Origin of the sequence: Acinetobacter sp. UBA1297 (assembly GCF_002307755.1) — a bacterium.
GTDB lineage: Bacteria > Pseudomonadota > Gammaproteobacteria > Pseudomonadales > Moraxellaceae > Acinetobacter > Acinetobacter radioresistens.
Map to the genome: position 1 here is coordinate 1 of NZ_DBUF01000027.1, position 20,048 is coordinate 20,048.

Annotated in this window: 17 protein-coding genes, 3 tRNA genes and 1 riboswitch; of the genes, 4 read left to right on the forward strand and 16 right to left on the reverse strand. The window is 43.6% G+C overall.

What is annotated here, in order from left to right:
* Nucleotides 1-25: 25 nt before the first annotated feature.
* The 7 genes from B3R63_RS11780 to secA form a co-directional block, all read right to left on the reverse strand.
* Nucleotides 26-101, reverse strand: a tRNA-His gene (locus B3R63_RS11780).
* A gap of 36 nt (nt 102-137) precedes the next feature.
* Nucleotides 138-214: transfer RNA gene (locus B3R63_RS11785), tRNA-Arg, on the reverse strand.
* A gap of 45 nt (nt 215-259) precedes the next feature.
* Nucleotides 260-336, reverse strand: a tRNA-Pro gene (locus B3R63_RS11790).
* A 153-nt stretch (nt 337-489) separates the two neighbouring features.
* Complete coding sequence (nadA, locus tag B3R63_RS11795) at nt 490-1,554, reverse strand: quinolinate synthase NadA (RefSeq protein ID WP_286731313.1); 1,065 nt, start codon at nt 1,552-1,554, stop codon at nt 490-492.
* 140 nt (nt 1,555-1,694) lie between these two features.
* Entirely contained in the window at nt 1,695-2,915 is a 1,221-nt protein-coding gene (gene argJ / locus B3R63_RS11800; protein WP_034683709.1) for a bifunctional glutamate N-acetyltransferase/amino-acid acetyltransferase ArgJ, read from the reverse strand.
* Nucleotides 2,916-3,079: 164 nt separating this feature from the next.
* A complete protein-coding gene (locus tag B3R63_RS11805; protein ID WP_286731393.1) occupies nt 3,080-3,439 on the reverse strand; it encodes a hypothetical protein in 360 nt (119 codons plus the stop codon).
* Nucleotides 3,440-3,574: 135 nt separating this feature from the next.
* The gene (secA, locus tag B3R63_RS11810; RefSeq protein WP_017401168.1) at nt 3,575-6,304 is read right to left on the reverse strand and encodes a preprotein translocase subunit SecA; all 2,730 of its coding nucleotides are present in this window, start codon (nt 6,302-6,304) and stop codon (nt 3,575-3,577) included.
* 339 nt (nt 6,305-6,643) lie between these two features.
* On the opposite strand from secA, the gene B3R63_RS11815 reads away from it, so the two are divergent.
* Nucleotides 6,644-7,285, forward strand: a complete 642-nt coding sequence (locus B3R63_RS11815; protein ID WP_075041321.1) for a peroxiredoxin — start codon at nt 6,644-6,646, stop codon at nt 7,283-7,285.
* Between the two features lie 149 nt (nt 7,286-7,434).
* On the forward strand, nt 7,435-7,965 hold the full coding sequence (locus tag B3R63_RS11820; protein ID WP_286731319.1) for a dual specificity protein phosphatase family protein: 531 nt from the start codon (nt 7,435-7,437) through the stop codon (nt 7,963-7,965).
* 8 nt (nt 7,966-7,973) lie between these two features.
* On the opposite strand, the gene B3R63_RS11825 is transcribed toward B3R63_RS11820, so the two are convergent.
* From B3R63_RS11825 to trpA, 4 genes are read right to left on the reverse strand one after another with little or no spacing between them, the layout of a single operon-like run.
* Nucleotides 7,974-8,981 (reverse strand): SPOR domain-containing protein, encoded by a 1,008-nt coding sequence (locus B3R63_RS11825; RefSeq protein ID WP_005407027.1) that lies wholly within the window; start codon nt 8,979-8,981, stop codon nt 7,974-7,976.
* Nucleotides 8,972-10,255, reverse strand: coding sequence for a bifunctional tetrahydrofolate synthase/dihydrofolate synthase (gene folC / locus B3R63_RS11830; protein WP_119879581.1), 1,284 nt, complete (start codon nt 10,253-10,255; stop codon nt 8,972-8,974). Before folC ends, B3R63_RS11825 begins: the two co-directional genes overlap by 10 nt.
* Nucleotides 10,252-11,148 carry an acetyl-CoA carboxylase, carboxyltransferase subunit beta gene (gene accD, locus B3R63_RS11835; RefSeq protein ID WP_005018522.1) on the reverse strand — a complete coding sequence of 299 codons (897 nt, stop codon included), beginning with the start codon at nt 11,146-11,148 and terminating at the stop codon, nt 10,252-10,254. The genes folC and accD overlap by 4 nt, the downstream gene beginning before the upstream one ends.
* Complete coding sequence (gene trpA / locus B3R63_RS11840) at nt 11,145-11,948, reverse strand: tryptophan synthase subunit alpha (RefSeq protein WP_286731325.1); 804 nt, start codon at nt 11,946-11,948, stop codon at nt 11,145-11,147. Before trpA ends, accD begins: the two co-directional genes overlap by 4 nt.
* Nucleotides 11,949-12,301: 353 nt before the next feature.
* Here trpA and B3R63_RS11845 point away from each other — a divergent pair, with 353 nt between their 5' ends.
* Nucleotides 12,302-13,633 (forward strand): Na+/H+ antiporter NhaC family protein, encoded by a 1,332-nt coding sequence (locus B3R63_RS11845; protein WP_265761543.1) that lies wholly within the window; start codon nt 12,302-12,304, stop codon nt 13,631-13,633.
* Nucleotides 13,634-13,674: 41 nt separating this feature from the next.
* Here the strand turns inward: B3R63_RS11845 and B3R63_RS11850 are convergent, their stop codons facing one another.
* A complete protein-coding gene (locus B3R63_RS11850; protein WP_286731329.1) occupies nt 13,675-14,700 on the reverse strand; it encodes an AraC family transcriptional regulator in 1,026 nt (341 codons plus the stop codon).
* Nucleotides 14,701-14,826: 126 nt separating this feature from the next.
* On the opposite strand from B3R63_RS11850, the gene B3R63_RS11855 reads away from it, so the two are divergent.
* Nucleotides 14,827-15,705, forward strand: coding sequence for a metal-dependent hydrolase (locus B3R63_RS11855; protein WP_286731332.1), 879 nt, complete (start codon nt 14,827-14,829; stop codon nt 15,703-15,705).
* A 74-nt stretch (nt 15,706-15,779) separates the two neighbouring features.
* Here B3R63_RS11855 and B3R63_RS11860 read toward each other — a convergent pair whose 3' ends face one another.
* The 4 genes from B3R63_RS11860 to B3R63_RS11875 all read right to left on the reverse strand — a co-directional run bounded on the left by B3R63_RS11860 (nt 15,780) and on the right by B3R63_RS11875 (nt 19,659).
* Entirely contained in the window at nt 15,780-16,775 is a 996-nt protein-coding gene (locus B3R63_RS11860) for a DUF2804 domain-containing protein (RefSeq protein ID WP_005018509.1), read from the reverse strand.
* A gap of 255 nt (nt 16,776-17,030) precedes the next feature.
* On the reverse strand, nt 17,031-17,540 hold the full coding sequence (locus tag B3R63_RS11865) for a DUF1543 domain-containing protein (RefSeq protein ID WP_286731335.1): 510 nt from the start codon (nt 17,538-17,540) through the stop codon (nt 17,031-17,033).
* Between the two features lie 264 nt (nt 17,541-17,804).
* On the reverse strand, nt 17,805-19,034 hold the full coding sequence (gene trpB / locus B3R63_RS11870; protein WP_005018505.1) for a tryptophan synthase subunit beta: 1,230 nt from the start codon (nt 19,032-19,034) through the stop codon (nt 17,805-17,807).
* Nucleotides 19,018-19,659, reverse strand: a complete 642-nt coding sequence (locus tag B3R63_RS11875) for a phosphoribosylanthranilate isomerase (RefSeq protein ID WP_111282336.1) — start codon at nt 19,657-19,659, stop codon at nt 19,018-19,020. Before B3R63_RS11875 ends, trpB begins: the two co-directional genes overlap by 17 nt.
* Before the next feature lie 145 nt (nt 19,660-19,804).
* Nucleotides 19,805-20,009, forward strand: a riboswitch (cobalamin riboswitch).
* Nucleotides 20,010-20,048: the final 39 nt, after the last annotated feature.

Sequence of the window (20,048 nt, forward strand, 5' to 3'; positions counted from 1 at the left end):
ACCAGGCTGCGCCATACTCCGAATATGGGGTGAATGACGGGATTCGAACCCGCGACAACTGGAATCACAATCCAGGGCTCTACCAACTGAGCTACATCCACCATAACATCTTTGATTCTAAATACCAAGCTACCAAATGGCGCGCCTGACAGGATTCGAACCTGTGACCATCCGCTTAGAAGGCGGATGCTCTATCCAACTGAGCTACAGGCGCATGACCGATGATAAAAATATCATGCGATACTTCGCCGATTTAAATTGGTCGGAGCAGTAGGATTCGAACCTACGACCCTCTGGTCCCAAACCAGATGCGCTACCAGGCTGCGCCATACTCCGATTCATCTCAGCTTTTATTGTATCGCACTTTGTGCGGTACGGTGTGCATTCTAGGCGTGACGCATGGTCACGTCAACACCTATATTTAAAAAAATATTAAAAAACACCTCAAATGTATATTTATCAGGCACTTTAGACATTTTTTAATCATTTTCAACGCTTTAAGCTGGCACTAAAGGCTAACATACGGTCTAAAGGCAACTTTGCACGCTGCGCAAGTGCAGGGTCAACCTCTATTTTCTGGTCAGCTTTTTGTAAAACCTGCAAAATTCCATCCAGTTCATTCATAGCCATCCAAGGGCAATGTGCACATGAACGGCAGGTTGCCCCTTCACCTGCTGTTGGTGCCTCAAGCAGGATCTTGTCAGGCACGGCCTGTTGCATTTTATAGAAGATACCACGATCTGTTGCCACAATCAGATGGGTATGTGGCAAAGACCTTGCTGCCTGAATCAATTGTGATGTACTTCCTACTGCATCAGCCACCTCAATCACCGATTCAGGGGATTCAGGATGGACCAGAACGGCTGCATCTGGATAGAGAGCTTTCAGGTTGGCAATACCACGTGCACGAAACTCTTCATGAACAATACAAGCCCCATTCCAGAGCAACATATTTGCACCGGTTTTCTTCTGGATATAACGACCAAGATGCTGATCAGGTGCCCAGATGATTTTCTCACCCAAGCTATCTAGGTGCTCAATAATTTCAACTGCACAGCTTGAAGTCACCACCCAGTCAGCACGTGCTTTGACCGCAGCTGAAGTATTGGCATACACCACAACAGTATGGTCAGGGTGTTCATCGCAAAACCGCGTAAACGCATCTTCAGGGCAACCTAGATCCAGTGAACAGGTAGCTTCCAGTGTAGGCATGAGCACAGTTTTTTCTGGTGACAGAATTTTAGCTGTCTCACCCATAAATTTTACACCGGCTACTACCAAGGTAGAAGCAGCATGATCACGACCAAAACGTGCCATTTCCAGTGAATCGGATACGCAGCCGCCTGTCAGTTCAGCCAGTTCCTGAACTTCAGGGTCGCAATAGTAATGTGCAACCAGTACAGCATCACGCTTGTTCAGTTCGGCCCTGATCTGTTCAAATTTTTCCTGTTTCACTTGTTCAGTCAGGGCAGTACTTTTGGGTTCCCCTAAACGGTCCAAATGCGCCTGCACAATATTTTTTGCTTCATTGGCAATTAATGTCGCATCAGTCATAACCATGCCTTCTCTGTTTTTGCTGCTAGCCTTTTCGCTGGCATTTGATCCATCATCTCAACCGTATTAAACATACAGTTGATAAAAACCTTTATTTTAGAAAAAAGCCCCCACATGGAGGGCTTTTTTTATTCATGATATTAAGAACGATAATCTGCATTAATCTTGACATAATCATAAGACAGATCGCAGGTATAAACCGTATCTTTCGCCTCGCCACGGCCTAAATCAACACGAATTGTAATTTCCTGTTGTGCCATCACTTCTGCTCCGGCTTCTTCGGTATAGTCAGCAGCAGCTCCGCCATCCTTACAAATCTGGACATCATCCAGCCAGACCTGAATTTTTTCTACATCCAGGTTTTTAACACCTGCATAGCCAATCGCGGCCAGAATCCGTCCCCAGTTCGGATCAGATGCGAAGAAAGCCGTTTTTACCAAAGGTGAATGAGCGACACTATAGGCAACGTCACAACATTCTTGGGTATCTGCCCCGCCTTCGACCGCCACAGTCATAAACTTGGTTGCCCCTTCTCCATCACGAATGATGAGTTGGGCCAGCCGTTTCATAATGCGGGTTAAGACCTCAAGTACAGTTTGATAGCGCTCATCTTCCAGACTGGTAATTTCTGCTCCGCCAGCCTGACCGGTAGCCACCAAAATACATGAATCATTGGTTGATGTATCGCCATCAATAGTAATGCGGTTGAAGGACTGTTCCACAGTAGTTTTCAACAGATGCTGTACCAGCTCACAACTAATAGGTATATCAGTGGCAATAAACCCCAGCATAGTGGCCATGTTGGGCCGAATCATACCTGCACCTTTAGAAATACCAGTCATGCTGTAGGTAATGCCATCAAGTTCGAACTGTTCCGATGCACCTTTAGGTGTAGTATCGGTGGTCATTATTCCACTTGCTGCATCCAGCCACGCATCTGCTTTCAAATTATCGAGTGCAGGCTGCAAGCCTGTAAGTAAACGCTGCATTGGTAGCTGCTCACCAATGACGCCTGTAGAAAAGGGCAGCACTTCAGATGTCTGAACACCAGCTAATTCGGCAAGCTTGTTACAGGTCTCTAGCGCATTTTGCATCCCTAGCTTACCAGTACCGGCATTGGCATTACCTGTATTAATCACCAGGTAACGGGCATTACTTTTTAAAAGATGCGCTTTAGAGATATGCACTGGCGCAGCACAAAAAGCATTTTGGGTAAATACGCCCGCAACATTTGACCCTTCTGCAAATTCAAAAACAACCAGATCTCGTCGGTTCGGATAACGTATATATGCTTCAGTTGAACCAATTTTTACGCCTTGCACCACATGCATTTGTGGCATTGATACGTCACCCACAGTCATTTTTGAATTTCCAGTGATATGGTTATTGAAAACACAACAGCTTAGTGCAAATTTTTCTAAAAATCGAGAGACTCTAAATGAATTGGTGATTTTTATATTAAGCTTTATTAAATACATACAAAAAAGCCGAATAGAATCCGGCTTTTAATATGTGAATCATAAAATTAATTTGAAGCAAGAGCTGTTTCTGTACCTAGAAGTGACTGTTTGGCCTGTTCCTGACTGGCAGCCGATAATGCAGGATTTGACGCTACAATGCGGTTCACTGTAACGTTATTTACTGGTGCAATAGCCACTGTTCTCAAAATAATCGGGCGTTCAGTAGCTTTCATGGTATACCGAATACCAGTACGAGGACTGATCAGGGTAATGGTATCATTTTTTAATTCAGCCTGAGCCGTAGCTGTTCCTTGGGCAGCTTGTACTTGCGCAGGGGTAGCGTGACTTAATTGACCCGTTTCGGCAAAAGCTAGAGCAGGTAAAGCGAGCGTAGCAGCCACTAAAAGGTTGAGTACTTTTTTCATATTTTTCCAGTTTTTCAACTCATCATGAGCAAGTAAATAACATTTAAATGCAGCATCTGCAATCGAATACATAATATGTAACACCTTGTAAAAAAGCAGAACCGAAGTTCTGCTTTAAGCTTAACGTGCTAATATTTAGATTTTACCATGACACTGTTTATACTTCAGGCCTGAACCACACGGACAAGGAGCATTACGACTTGCTGGCGGAGTAATATTCCCCTGAGCTGGACGTGAACGCTCTGGTACAGAAGAAGTCTCTTCATGAGTTACTTCACCTGTTAGGCCATCTACTTCATCATGAGCGAAGTTTAACTGCATAGATTCCGCTTGTGCCTGTTGCTGTGCTTCCATTTCTGCCAGCTCTTCAGCAGTCGGCACATGTACACGTGACAGATCTGTTACCACGTCAGCTTTAATGGTACCCAACATATTTACAAACAGATTAAAGGCTTCTTTCTTGTATTCCTGTTCAGGGTTTTTCTGGGCATAACCACGTAAGTGAATACCTTGTCGCAGATAATCCATTGCCGCAAGATGCTCTTTCCAGTGACGGTCTAGTGAACTGAGCAGGAAATGACGCTCCAGCATTGCTGCCGACTCAGCACCCATCTGTTCACGGCGGGCCCGGTAACGGTTAATGACTTCATCCGTAATTCGTGCAACCAGACCTTCTTCATCCAGTCGGCGGTCTTCTTCCAGCCATTGCTGAATTGGCAGATCAATTCCTAAATCTGTACGCAATGCATTTTCTAGACCATCAATATCCCACTGATCATGAATCGACTCAGGTGGTACAAAATTACCGATCAGTCCCTGCATGACATCGCGATGCATCTCTTCAATATAATCTTGCAGACTATTTTCTGCGAGAATATCGTCACGCTGAGAATAAATAATCTTACGCTGCTCATTGTTAACATCATCATATTTGAGCAGGTTTTTACGAATATCAAAGTTACGTGCTTCTACCTTGCGCTGCGCATTTTCAATAGAGCGCGATACCATTTTATGCTCGATTGCTTCATCTTCCTGCAATCCCATAGCACGCATCATTGCCACTACACGGTCACCTGCAAAGATACGCATCAGATCATCTTCTAGTGACAGATAAAAACGTGACACGCCCGGGTCACCCTGGCGTCCGGCACGACCACGCAGCTGGTTATCAATACGGCGTGATTCGTGACGCTCGGAACCAATAATATGCAGGCCGCCGGCATTTAGTACCATTTCATGGTACTGATCCCACTCTGCTTTGAGCCGTATTTCATCTTCTGCTGTCGGGTTTTCAAGTTTTGCCAGTTTAGCTTTCCAGTTACCACCAAGCAAAATGTCTGTACCACGGCCTGCCATATTGGTAGCAATGGTAACAGCATTTGGTGAACCCGCCTGCGCAATGATATCTGCTTCACGCTCATGCTGCTTAGCGTTTAGAACTTCGTGATGAATACCTGCCTGCGTTAATTTCTCAGACAGAATTTCACTGGCTTCAATGGTAGCGGTACCGATCAGAATTGGTGCTACACCAGCTTCACGAATATTTCGGATCTCTCCGATAATGGCATTATATTTACCATTACGATTCAGATAGATTAAATCGTTGAGATCTTTACGGATCATTGGGCGGTGAGTTGGAATAATCACCACATCCAGTCCATAAATTTCTTTCATCTCCGCAGCTTCAGTATCAGCTGTACCGGTCATACCAGAAAGTTTTTGATACAGACGGAAATAGTTCTGGAAAGTCGTGGTTGCCAGTGTCTGGTTTTCCGGCTGAATCTCCAAGCCTTCTTTAGCTTCTACTGCCTGATGCAGGCCTTCTGACCAGCGGCGTCCCGGCATGGTACGGCCAGTATTCTCATCAACAATAATTACTTCACCATCATTGATGATGTAATGTACATTTCGCTGATACAGGTAATGTGCACGGATCGCAGCAGTAATATGATGTACCAGGTTCAGGTTTGCTGCGGAGTAAAGGCTTTCACCTTCTGCCAGCAAGCCCATCTGGATTAGTTCCTGCTCTACCGTTTCATAACCAATTTCAGTCATCTCTACTGAGCGCTGTTTTTCATCGATCCAAAAATGACCGCCATCGGCCACTTTTTCTTCTTTTTGTGGACGCAGTTTTGGTGGAATCGTATTAATTGCTGCATAAAGCTGTGACGAGTCTTCACTCTGACCAGAAATAATCAGTGGTGTACGTGCTTCATCAATCAGAATTGAGTCAACTTCATCGATAATGGCATACACCAGACCACGCTGTTTTTTCTCTTGCAGCGAGAACACCATGTTGTCACGCAGATAGTCAAAGCCAAACTCGTTGTTGGTTCCGTAAGTAATATCAGCTTTATAAGCTTCAGATTTCTCTACCGGATTCTGCATCGAATAGATGACACCAATCGACAAGCCGAGAAACTCGAATAAAGGACGGTTTAACTCAGCATCACGCTGTGCCAGATAGTCATTGACAGTAATAACATGCACGCCCTGACTGCTGATGGCATTAAGATAACATGCCAGTGTTCCCATCAGGGTCTTACCCTCACCGGTACGCATCTCGGCAATCTTGCCTTCATGCAGGGTAATACCACCGATCAGCTGCACATCATAATGACGCATGCCCATTACACGCTTTGCAGCTTCACGACAGACAGCAAAAGCCTCTGGCAGAAGGTTATCTAACGTTTCACCCTTATTATAACGTTGTTTGAATTCTTGGGTTTTTGCAGATAAGTCTGCATCATTTAAGGTAGATATGGTCGGCTCGAGCGCATTGATCTTCTCGACAATTTTCTGCATCCGCTTGAGTTCGCGCTCATTTTTTGTACCGAAGATACCTCCGATCAGACTTGCCAACATGTAATAGACTCTCTAAATCTTGCTTGTCAAATGGTAATTTTTTCTCAGTCGTTATTATGATGCCAGAATTTACAAGTACAAGGGCTTTGCACAAAACCTGTAAAAAAAATTGTTGAATGGCATGCATATCGCTGCACGAAAATGCTGCTAATTTAGCAAACTTACAACAGTTTCACCTAGCACAGAAAAGAGTTTTCCATCAGAATTACTGATGAAAATTAAAATATTCATATACAAAATTTTCATAAGAAAATATGTAAACAGTGGTTCTCAATACTAAAGATCTGTTCCATATTATATAAAGACTATACTTACCAATCAGAATTAGAGGCAATAATCATGACATTACGCCTAGGCGATACCGCACCAAATTTCCAGCAGCAGTCTAGTGAAGGAATTATTGATTTTTATGAATTTCTTGGAGATAGCTGGGGAATTCTGTTTTCACATCCTGCCGACTATACTCCGGTCTGTACCACTGAACTGGGCTATACTGCAAAGCTTAAAGACGAGTTTGAACGCCGCGGAGTGAAAGCGATTGCTTTATCTGTAGATGATGTGGAATCACATAAAGGCTGGATTAATGACATTAATGAGACCCAGAACACTACAGTAAATTTTCCGATTATTGCAGATCAGGATCGCAAGGTTTCCGAACTTTATGGTTTCCTGCATCCAAATGCCAGTGAAACTACAACTGTCCGCTCTCTGGTCATTATCGATCCGAATAAAAAAGTACGTTTGATTATTACCTATCCTGCATCTACTGGTCGTAATTTTAATGAAATCCTGCGCGTTGTAGATTCATTACAACTTACCGATAATCACAAAGTCGCTACTCCAGCAAACTGGCAACAAGGTGAAGATGTTGTGATTGTTCCATCTCTTCAGGATGAAGCCGAACTAAAAGAACGTTTTCCAAAGGGTTATAAGGCGGTTAAACCTTATCTACGCTTAACTCCACAACCTGATAAAGACTAAATTTAATCTGTTTATATTCTCTTAGGCCTATCTCTTGCAGATAGGCTTTTTGTTATAAATAGCTACTTAATTTAAAGAAAAGCAGGATGATAGAAAACAGATACATTCTCACAGGTCTATGCAGCAGCGTGTTGATAGTCAATGGATGCATGACTGCTCCTGCGCTGCCCGACCATCAGCGACCTGAGCACTGGGGCAACCAGCTTTCAGCAGCACATAATTTTTATCAGGTCAGTTCATGGGTCTACCGTAGCGAACAGCCCAGTTCCGCTTTATTACCTTTATTAAAACAGAAAAATATCAAGACTGTAATTAATCTGCGTACACACGACCGGGATAGCGGTATTTTAGAGGGAGAGAATACTCAAGTCATACATCTGCCCATTCGCACCTGGGCAATGAACCGTGAACAGTTGCTGGGAATTATGCGATATCTAAAGCAAGCTCAACACTCTGGACAGAAGGTACTGATTCATTGCTATCACGGCTCAGACCGTACTGGTGCCAGTATTGCAATGTACCGTATTGTATTTGAAAACTGGAGCACAGAGCAGGCTTTACTTGAAATGAAGCATGGGGGTTATGGTTACCATGTTATCTGGAAAAATATAGAGAGACTTTTTAGTACAAAAAATATTCAATGGACCCGGCAACAGCTGCAGAGTCCAGAAAAAAAATAATGATAGGATTAGCGTTTATCGAGTGGTACCCAGTCAATAACCCAAGCAGATTTCATATTCAGGCTGGCATCATTAACAATTTTTTTACGTGCTTCATCTGCCGTGTCCCGGTCTTTAGCCGGTCCGACCATAATCCGGATTCCTTTAGAAGTTGGGCTACGGGTAACTTTATAGCCTTTAGCACGTAATTTGGAGACAATGGCATCTGCATTAGCTTCATTAGCTGCCAGAGCCACCTGGACCATCCACTGCCGGTCATCATCTCCTTCCTCCAGTAATTTACGAGCTTTTTCAGCTTCGGCTTTTTTCTTGGCCTCTTCCTGAGATTTTTTCCTTTCAGCTTCAGCTTTTAAGTTTTTTTCCTCGGCAGCTTTTTTCTCTGCTGCTTTACGTTTTTGCTCTTCTTGGGCCTTTTTCTCTGCTGCCGCTTTGCGTTCTGCCTCAGCCTTTTGTTTGGCCTCTAGCTCACTGCGCTTTTTTTCAACCACCTGACGCTCAGCTTCCTGCTTGCGCTGAGCTTCCTTTTTCTGAGCTTCTGACTGCTGTGCGTTCAGAGTATTCTGTGGTTTATTTTGTGTATTAGGCGCTGATTTAGCTTTCTCATCAACCAGTTCAGGTGGAATATTATCTGAACTTTCCTGATTTCCATTACGCAAGGCATTTAACGTTGCATATTCCTCAGCAGCTTTTCTTGCAGCCTCTGCTTCGGCCTGTTGTTGCATTTGTAAAAATTCTGCAGCACGTGCTTCCTGTTCGGCAACTGCTCTCTCACGCGCGCGACGTTGCTCCTCAAGCAGACGCTTTTCAGTTTCGACATCTACAGCTAAAGGTTGTAGCTGAACCAGATCTTGGTTAGCAGGATTTTTACGCTGTTGTTGTACTTGTTCAGTTGGGGGAATCTGAACATGTTTTTGGTCAATTTCTTCTTTACCCTTTAAGAGTAATGCTGCCAATAAAACACCACCACCTAATAAAACAACGCCTCCCATCCAGCGCTGTTTGCTATTCATTGACATTCTTCCAGATACTCCCAAACCGCTTCTAAGGTATGAAACGAACCGCAAACCAAAATCAGCTGGTGCTGTTGAGCTTCGGCCACTGCCGAGTGAAATGCCTCTTGCACACTGCTGAACTGTTTAACTGTCTCTTCCTGTAATGCAAAGCCAAGCTGCTCCAAAGAAGCTGCACGCGGTACGGTTAACGGGGCAATATTCCAACTTAAAACAGCAGGTTTGAGTATATCCACCACGGTTTCAATATCTTTATCTGCCAACATTGAAAAGACAGTTATAATTTCCGTGTATTGTTTATTGTATTCTAGAAATTTTCGCAATTGCTTTAACAAAAATTCTACACCATGAGGATTATGTCCTGCATCTAAAATTATAGTGCGATCCTGCAATTTACGTATTTCAAAACGCCCCGGCAGGCGAGCTTTTTGAATTCCCTGAGCAACAGCAGTTTGAGTAATATTAAGACCACTCAGCAGAACTGCCGCAACAGCCAGCGCAATATTTTCTAGTGCCAGTGAGCCGACTGGTAATTTCAGGGTCAGACCCGATGAAGCAAAAAACCAGTACTGTCCATATTCACTATATTTAAAGAAATAATCCCGATTAGCGGTATATAGCGTTGCCTGCGAACTTTCGGCTTTTGTCTGGATGGCTTGAGGCAGAGTCTGTAAACCACCAAATACTACAGGAATACCGGGACGGATAATCCCGGCCTTTTCATAGGCAATTTTTTCAATAGTATCACCTAACCAGTCAGTATGATCGAGTCCAATATTGGTAATGACAGCAATATCCGGATCAACCACATTAACCACATCGAGGCGTCCACCTAACCCGACTTCTAGTACCCAGACATCACATTGCTGCTGCTTAAAGATTACAAAAGCGGCCAGTGTAGTGGCTTCAAAAAAAGACAGGCTCAGTCCACATTCACGGCGGGCCTGATCTACAGCTACAAACGCATTGATCAGGGTCTGGTCATCAACTTCCTGACCAGCCAGTTTGACCCGTTCATTAAAACGGTAAATATGAGGAGATTGATATAAACCCACCTTATAACCCTGGGCATTGAGAATTGCGGCCAGAGTGGTGGTAGTTGATCCCTTGCCATTGGTACCAGCGACAGTAAATACCTTGGCAATAGGTTGGGTGACTTCCAGTTTTTCAGCAACAGGGATGACCCGTTCAAGACCTAAATCAATCCCTGTAACGTGAACATGGCTCCAATAATCGAGCCATGTGTTTAATGTATCGGTTGCATGTGGCGCATTGTTCAAGGCAAGTTCATCAGTTTAGCTACAATGCGATATACAGTATCACGTAATGCATGACGGTGGACAATCTGATCGACTACACCATGATCAAGCAGGTATTCAGCACGTTGGAACGGCTCTTCAAGCTTTTCTCGAACAGTTTGCTCAATAACGCGTTTACCGGCAAAACCAATCATGGCTTTAGGCTCAGCAATATGTACATCGCCCAGCATAGCTAGAGATGCAGTAACACCACCATATACTGGATGAGTCAAGACCACAACATAAGGTAAACCGGCATCCTTAAGTCGCTGGATCGCTGCAGAAGTACGAGCCATCTGCATAAGAGACAACATCCCTTCTTGCATACGGGCACCACCTGAAGCTGCAAAACAGATCAGCGGCTGACGTTGTGCGATTGCTCGCTCAGCGGCCTGCACAAAGCGGTCGCCCACAACCGTACCCATGGAACCGCCCATAAAATCAAACTCAAAAGCACAAGCCACTAGCGGAAGATTTTTAAGCGTACCCTGCATGACAATCAGAGCTTCACTTTCACCGGTCTTATCCTGTGCTTCACGCATACGCTCCGGATAAGGACGACTGTCGACGAAATGTAATGGATCTTTAGCAGTAAATTCCTGGCCAAGTTCAGCTGTGACCTGATCCAGGAACCAAGTCAGGCGTTCGCGGGCTTTCATACGCAAATGTTCATCACATTGTGGACAAACATACGCATTAAAAGACATAGCCGTACGTGTAACCAGGGCATGACATTCCGGGCACTCAATAGTTGGCTCGGTAAAGGTGGCTTTTAAAGCCTGCTGTTCGTCAGGTACCTCAATACCCGGAACTGAACGTTCCGTCCATGGTGTTGGTGTACTAAGGATTTTCCCTGGTTTCACTTCTTGATTCATACTAATTCATCGAGCGCTGCTCGAAGCTCCTTGACTTTATTGACCGTTTGCTCAACGGCTTGTTCTGGGGCCAAAGTTGCAAAAGTTTTTACAAAAGCGCTTCCCACAATTACTGCATCTGCCACACTGCCCATTGCTTTTGCAGAAGCCGCATCGCTAATTCCAAAGCCTACTCCGACTGGAACATCGGTGGCTTTTTTGATTTTTTCGATACGTTCTGCAGCTGCAGCAACATCCAGACTGGCAGCTCCAGTTACACCTTTGAGCGACACATAATAAATAAAGCCACTAGCCTGTTTTACTACGTGCTGAATACGCTGGTCGGTTGAGGTCGGAGCAAGTAGGAAGATCTGATCCATCTCATGCTGTTTCAGGATCGTCACCAGACGATCAGATTCTTCAGGCGGCAAGTCGACTAGCAATATGCCATCTACACCACAAGCTTTGGCTGTTGAAACAAACTGCTCATAGCCAATTACTTCGACCGGATTCAGATAACCCATAAGTACGACCGGTGTTTCCTGATCTGTCTCACGGAATTCTTTTACCATATTCAGTGCATCTAGCGTATTGGTTCCGCCTGCCAGTGCCCGCTCTGCAGCCAAAGCAATGACTGGACCATCTGCCATTGGATCTGAAAATGGCAACCCGAATTCAATTACGTCTACCCCTGCTTCCACCATGCGATGTAACAGCGGGACTGTTACATGCGGTACTGGATCACCAGCCATCACATAAGAAACCAAAGCTTTACGCTGTTGTGATTTAAGCTGCTCAAAACGGGTGGCTAAACGTGACATAGGGTTGTGCATTCCTTGAATCATTGAAAACTGAGAACTTGGTTTTGTAGAAATACAAGACGCTGCATTGTAACGCTATTTTTTACTCAATAGATAGAGCAAGCAAGCAGCGCATTGTGGCGATCTATTCCAGAACAACCCGAGGTCTACATTTATCAATATTTTCGTTTTTTTCTCAATGATCAAAGCTTCCTATTTTTGGGCTGTCTGAAATGAACTTAAATGAGTTAGACCTAATTTTTATAGCCTTTATTTTCTGTATTTTGCAGTTTTCCTGCACGGTTGTTTAAATTTACTGAAATATTGAAACCTGCCTTATACTATAAGGGTTTTCTTATTCTCTCTTATACTTTATGACCTCCGACCTTTCTAGCAAGGTGCAGGCTCGCGTGCTTGCACTGCTTCCGCTTATTGTATTTTTGGCCATCTTTTTAGGCAGTGGTATTTACCATTCAATTATCGGAACCGAATTTGCCTTTTATCAAGTTAAAGCTCCTGTTGCAGCCCTCCCAGCGATTATTCTTGCATTGCTGATCTATCGCGGCCAGATTAATGAAGCTATTGAAGAATTTCTAAAAGGTGCCAGTCATCCGAACCTGATTCTCATGTTCATGGTGTTTATGTTTGCAGGCGCTTTTGCCAGTGTTTCCAGTACTATTGGCAGCGTAGATGCAACCGTACAGCTCGGACTTTCTATTATTCCGCCTTCTTTTGTTTTACCCATGCTGTTTATTATTTCAGCTTTTATCGCTACGGCGATGGGCACCTCAATGGGAACAATCGCTGCCTGTACACCAATTGCTTTTGGATTTGCCCAGGTTACCGATATTGAAGTGGTTTACGCCATTGGTGCAGTGGTAGGTGGCGCAATGTTCGGTGACAACCTTTCAATGATTTCAGATACTACGATTGCCGCTACCCGTAGTCAGAATGTTGAATTGCGCGATAAGTTCCGGGTGAATGTCTGGATTGCCGTCCCCGCTTCGGTAATTACTTTGATGATCTATATTCTAACCACGCATGACTCCCAGACCATTGAGCATACTTCTTATAATTTATGGCTCATTTTACCGTATCTGGCTGTTTTCTTGCTGGCTTTTAGCCGTTTGCATGTTTTGGTTACTTTAGGTACAGGAATTTTGCTTTCAGGTCTTATCGGTTTGTTTGTACAGCCTGAATTTAATCTGTTGAAGCTAAACACTGCAATATATGACGGTTTTGTCGGCATGTTTGAAGTTGCCTTGCTGTCTATGTTTTTAGGCGGTTTGTCTGCCATCATGCAAAAAGAAGGCGGACTGCAGTGGCTGATTGAGCGGATCTATAGCGTTACGCGTCTGTTCAGGGTTAGCCGTGAACGGGCCGGTGAACTGGGGGTCAGTTTTCTGGTAGTTTTCTCCAATCTGTTTGTGGCAAATAATACCGTAGCAATTATCCTTTCAGGTGACATGGCACGTGAAGTCAGCAAAGAATATGGACTTGATCCAAAACGTGTGGCTGCTCTAATGGATATTTTTTCTTGTGTTGTTCAGGGTCTGATTCCTTATGGAGCTCAATTGCTATTGGCCTGCTCCATTGCCAAACTGTCGCCTGTTGAGCTGCTTGGCCATATTTATTACTGCTGGGTCTTGGCAATTTTTGCCATCCTGTCCATCCTGTTCCGTTATCCACGCCTGAAAACAGTCTGAATCAGCCTATATTGTAAACAGTTATTATTATATAGATGGCCTCATTGCTGTGCTTTACGGAATGCCAGCAGTGTAGAGCCTCTCACCCGTTTATAGGCGCGTGCTAATGCTGACTGGTCTGAATAGCCCAGCTGCTCAGCAATCCAGTTTAGACTTTCATTTTGTACCAGTAATAGCTCACAGCGCTTCATCGTCTGCAGATCTACAATTTCCTTAAAGGAAGTATCCTGCTTTTTTAAGGCACGCTGCAGACTTCGCACAGATAGATGCAACTCGTCTGCAATCCATTCCAGTAAAGGTGCCCGTTGCTGCTGTTTCAGATATTCACCTACAATCCAGTGAATTTGCTGGGTAAGATCCTGCGCTGTCGCTTTAGAGGCCAGTGCTTCTTCTGCCTGCCTGACCAGCAACTGTATAAGGGTAGAATCTGCCTGATATGGCCGGCTATTTAAACTTTCCCGTGCAAAAGTAATAGCATAATAAGGCTGCTGAAACTTTAGCGTACACTGAAAAAACTTCTGGTAATTCAGAAAGGGAACTTTTGGAAGATGGACAAACTCCACAGCCTGTAAAAAAAGCTGCTGTTCAGGGATGATCTGACGGGCCAAATGTACCATTGCAGCCAGAGTCAGTTCGCATAATACTGTCATTTGCTCATCAACCAAAGGCCAATAGAGGCGGATTTTATTTTTATATTCGGTAATATGCAGAGGTAATACCTGCTCACTGTCAATCACTAAACGATGAAACCGCATCACGTATTGAATTGCCTGTGCCAAGGTAGCGCTATTGGAAGCCATATAGCCTAGTACACCGAAATTTGCCGGGCTAATACAGTAGGCCATATCGAGCACCAGATTCGGAAGCGACCACTGTTGCCGGCTTACCTCAATCAAATCAAGAAAAAACTGCATGTCTGACTGAGTATCAATCGGCAGACTTAAAATATGCTCAAGCTGTTGCTGCTGTTCAGCAGATAAGTCCAACTGGCGCCAGTTCAGGTTTTTGCTCTGCAAGCAGGTTTTCCATAAATGGAAATAACCATTTGATATTTTGAATACTGACATGTGCAGCTTAATCCATTAACTGTCCTGCTGTCGTAAAAAGTATAAAAATTGGCAAGAACTGTCAAAACAAAAGCGATAAAGCCCGACATACTGAACAGTATAAATGGCTATATGAAGTAAAATAATATGAATGCAGTAGTCCAGTATCAAGCCCGTCCGGTGGTGCGCTCTCACCTGAATTTCAAACTGAATGAAATACCACGTTTCTGGTTTGGCGGTGATCCGTTTATTACCCGTATGTTTGATGCATTAAGTCTGACCTTTCCTGATGGTGAGCGTTATTTTATTCAGAGTGTACGCCTGTTCCGTGATCAGATTACTGACCCTGAGCTGAAGAACCGGGTGGCTGATTTTATCCGTCAGGAAGCACAGCATGGAATTGCCCATGATCAGATGAACCAGCTCATGAAAGCACAAGGTATGCCCGTAGACCAGTTTATTCAGCGTTTAACCAGAATTTTCAAATTTGAACTCGAGCAGCGTTCTCCTGAATATAATATTGCCATGACTGCTGCTGCCGAGCATCTCACCGCGTTAATGGCCGAGACTTTTTTTGCATACAAATCAACTTTAAAAGATGCACATCCCTATTTCCGTGCTCTGTTTGCCTGGCATGCTATTGAAGAAATGGAACATCGTGATGTTGCATTTGATGTCATGCATGATATCGCCAATGTGCCAGAAATGACCCGTAAATTTACTTTAGCGTGGACTACTGGCCTGATGTTTGGTTTTACTCTTTATCGTGCCAACGTCATGTTAAGGCATGACGGCTTTTCTGCCTGGCAACGCTTGCAGATGAATGTTCGGGGTTTACCCTGGTTTTTTGGCCGTCACGGTACATTAACACGTATGGGCAAACAGTACCGGGACTGGTTTAAAAAAGACTTTCATCCCAGTCAGCATCCTATTATTACGCAATATGATGTATGGGTAAAAACACTAGAAGAAACGGGAGATCCGGTTCTGGCAGGAGAGGCTTTCTGGCAGGCAGCGCAAGACTGAAGCTATATATAAAAAATGGAAAGGCTGAGTCATCTTGGCCTTTTCATTTTTGAGTCACTATAAATAAGCGAACATTACCATTTTGCATAGTGCTGTTCTAATAAGCCATGTTCAAATAGAAGTTCTATAGTTTCATTCTCTTCAGTCCGAATTGTTCCACTTATTTTTGCCTGCCATTGGCTAAACTGGCTTCCTACCATTCGTAAATTAATACTTTCATAGCGACGCCAGCTGGTCTGGACCACCAGATTTAAACGCTGATCTAATGCGCGGATACTCCAGCTTTTGTCATCAATCGGTTCAAATAATACATCACTTAAAGCAAAAAGCTCACCATTAATCCAGAGCGAGTTTTCATTACCAAAGCTTTCATTCACCCCAGAGGCCAGATTCAATCCAATTCGCCGTTTTTTAGCATCCCAGAAATTGCATGACAGCCAGTACCAGGCAGTTTCCGGCCTTAGAAAACCACAGGTGTCATCCAGGGAAGCAAAACTGGTTTCATTAAACTGAATGGTCTGTTTCTGTTTATTAACAAAATAACCTTCTACGGCCAAGGTGGTCAGTTTCTGGGTATAAGTCCACCCATTGATTCCATTTGGACTACACAAACTCAAGGGCTGGGTACCGGCACAAAACATTCGTGCACTTAATTTAACTTCGCCATGTCTGGTTATACGGATATAACGCACCCCATTGGCATGCTGGATTTCAATTGCGAAGGGTGATTTGTAGAAATGACTCTGATTATAAAGTGGTTGCTCGTCCAGATGGGTTCTATAGCCAAAAGGCTGGATTGCATTCCACTGCTGCACCTGCTCATTTGCATGATCATAAATATAGAAAAAAGCATGGCCGGCCCAGCCAATATCAACAATTGCCAGACCAATTGAATAATGTTCATGCTGAATACTACAGAATTTAAACTTTTTATATTTTAGCTTTTTACGCCAGCCTTGAAGGACCTCCCCATAGGGTGTTTTATACTCGTACTGGTCAAGGCTGATACTACTCGGCAATTGAGAAAATCGCCCATAACGCGGCTGTCCATTTGCCTGAATCAAATCCATTTTATTTCCCCTGCTCCCAAACCTAAGCTATATCAGCTTATTCAAGCTTTTAAAAATTATAATCTGCCTACTAAGATCATTTTACTCTCTATATTTCCCTTTATTTTTTTTGCTCATTTAAACAGCTTAAGGAGGCTCTTCCATAAACTTCAAAACAATATAGAAAAAACACTGTTCAAGTATTAAACAGTTGGGTTTAACAGTCAATTATGCTTTTCCAGAAAATATCCAGAACTTCTTTTACCAATTTTTTGATTAAATGGTTAGATAGGTATTTTCCCAACAATTACCAAAAAAATTACCTTCTATCAATTGTATGTAACAGCCATAAACCTGATCAATGGCAATACAGTCATCAATATCTAATACGCGGTCTGTATGCTGTTTTTTCCAATGTCTGGCAAAATACTGCTTCCCCCGCTGTTTGGCTATCATATGGTTCTGTGCTACGACCAGTACATAACGATGCAGTTCCCCAAATTCCTGTGCATCGTAACCGCCAAGGTTAATTAAATAGAGTTTCTGTTCAGAAGCCTGAGGCTGAGCTTGGGTAAAATGGATCTGATAATTCTTTTCTTCAAACGTTATACCATTGATTTTAGCCCATGCATCTATGTGCAGGCCTTTCTGTTCTCCAAACCACGACTGCTTGAGTTGGGGGTAAACTTCTTCAAGTGTATCCCCGACTGCCAGCACCACATCATGTACTTCAGTATTGGCACGTGCATGTCGTCCGCCAAGCATAACAATAAATAGACTAGGCATTGATACTCCTGTCAAAATATCTATAGATGAGCTGTATTGGCCATAATTTTATCCTGTCTTGATAAAATCGAGCCAACCAGAAAAAGATCTTATATTTTTAGCAATCAATCATTGAAATACCAAGTTATATTAATAGCCACTCTACTTATAAATATTTTTAATATTCTAAAATTGATAAAAGCATTAATTGATCTGATAAATAAAAAAATCGTGCTAGAGTTTAATCCAGCACGAGCTATTTTAGGTGTATAAAAACAACGAGAATTACATCTCAACCATTTCTACACCGTCAATACGGGCAACAGTCATCAGGTCTTTGTCACCACGTCCTGATACGGTTGCAATGATAATCTGGTCTTTTGACATGGTCGGTGCCAGCTTGGAAACGTAAGCCATGGCATGTGAGCTTTCCAGTGCAGGAATGATTCCTTCAATCTGGGTCAGATCACGAAAACCTTGCAAGGCTTCTGTATCATTGATGGGCACATAATTCACACGTTTCATGTCTTTTAGAAAACTGTGTTCCGGCCCTACTCCCGGATAATCCAGACCTGCCGAAATAGAATGGGTTTCAATAATCTGGCCCTGTGCATCTGACATCAAATAAGTACGGTTACCATGCAATACACCGACATGACCAGCATTCAATGGTGCTGAATGTTTGCCTGTCTCGATACCGTGTCCTGCGGCCTCTACACCATACATCTGGACATTTTCATCATTTAAAAACGGATAAAATAGTCCCATAGCATTAGAGCCGCCTCCTACACAGGCAACCAGTGCATCGGGTAAACGTCCGGCCTGCTCCTGAATTTGACGACGGGCTTCACGGCCAATAATCGACTGAAAGTCACGAACCAGTTGTGGATATGGATGCGGACCCGCTACTGTACCAATTACATAATAAGTAGAATCGACATTGGTAACCCAGTCACGCATGGCTTCATTCATGGCATCTTTGAGTGTCTTAGAGCCACTTTCTACCGGTACTACAGTCGCGCCCAGCAAACGCATACGGTACACGTTCATGGCCTGTCGTTTAACGTCTTCTGCGCCCATATAAACGATACATTCCATTCCCAGACGTGCTGCAATTGTAGCGGTAGCTACTCCATGCTGACCGGCGCCAGTTTCTGCAATAATCCGTCTTTTACCAGAAAGCTTAGCAAGCAGAGCCTGTCCGATCGTGTTATTCACTTTATGGGAGCCGGTATGATTCAAGTCTTCACGTTTCAGATAAATCTGCGCACCGCCTAATTCTTTTGACCATCGCTCAGCATAATATAAAGGACTAGGACGACCTACATAGTAGGCAAGATCACGGTCGAATTCTGCCAGAAACTGCTCATCATTTTTCATGCGGTTATATAGATTTTCTAAATCTTCTAAAGCCGCCATCAGCGTTTCTGACACAAAACGTCCGCCATGGATACCAAAATGCCCACGGGCATCCGGGTACCGGGTGTAGTCAATCACATTATTTTGCTGATCCACGTTGGACTCCTTGCATAAATCGTTCAATGAGTTGCTGGTCTTTAATACCTTTTGCGGACTCTACGCCTCCGCTGACATCTACCGCAAATGCTCCGGTAGTCTGAATAGCTTCTTTAATATTTTCAGGCGTTAAACCGCCTGCCAGGATTAAAGGTACATCGATTTTAGGAAATTTTGACCAGTCAAACTGGTGTCCTGTACCACCTTTAAGTACAGGATGCCAGGCATCCAGTAATACAGCACTTGCACCTGCTTGCTGATAATGACTGATCTGGGCCGATATATCCAGATCAGGTTTGACCTGAATTGCTTTATACCAGCGCCGTTTAGCCTGCTTTGCAATATTCTGGCACTGTTCAGGCGTTTCATCACCATGAAACTGAAGCACATCTAATGGAATGTCATGCAGTACCTGACAGACATCACTTGCAGTAGCATTAACAAATAGTCCAACAATCTGGACATAAGCAGGTATATGTTTTATCAGATTTTTAGCCTGTATGATATTGACATATCGGGGGCTTGGTGCATAAAACACCAGCCCAATAGCATCTGCACCCGCCTCAACAGCGGCCTGAATATCAGAAGTTCGGGTAATTCCACAAATTTTAGCACGGGTACGCATACAGTTCTGGCTCTTAGACTGCCTGGTTTATAGTTCATCTATAAATATGACGGGCCGTTCATTGTAATGCAATTTTTTTGGCTTGCGTAAAATTCATCCTGAATATTCTTGATATGGATTGTTTAATTGACAGGCAAACTTTATACTGCGCGCGATTGCAACAAGTCTAGCTTAGAGCTTTAGGGAAGTTGGTGCAAATCCAACACTGCCCCCGCAACGGTAAAATGAACCGCATATTATTTAAGTTTTAACTTACGCCACTGCATAAAGTGTGGGAAGGCGAATATGCCAATATTGCAAAGCAATATTTATATTTGAGTCCGGAGACCTGCTTGTTGCGCCTGTCAACTCAATCATTCACGGGGGGTGAATGTATGGAGCATAAAGTC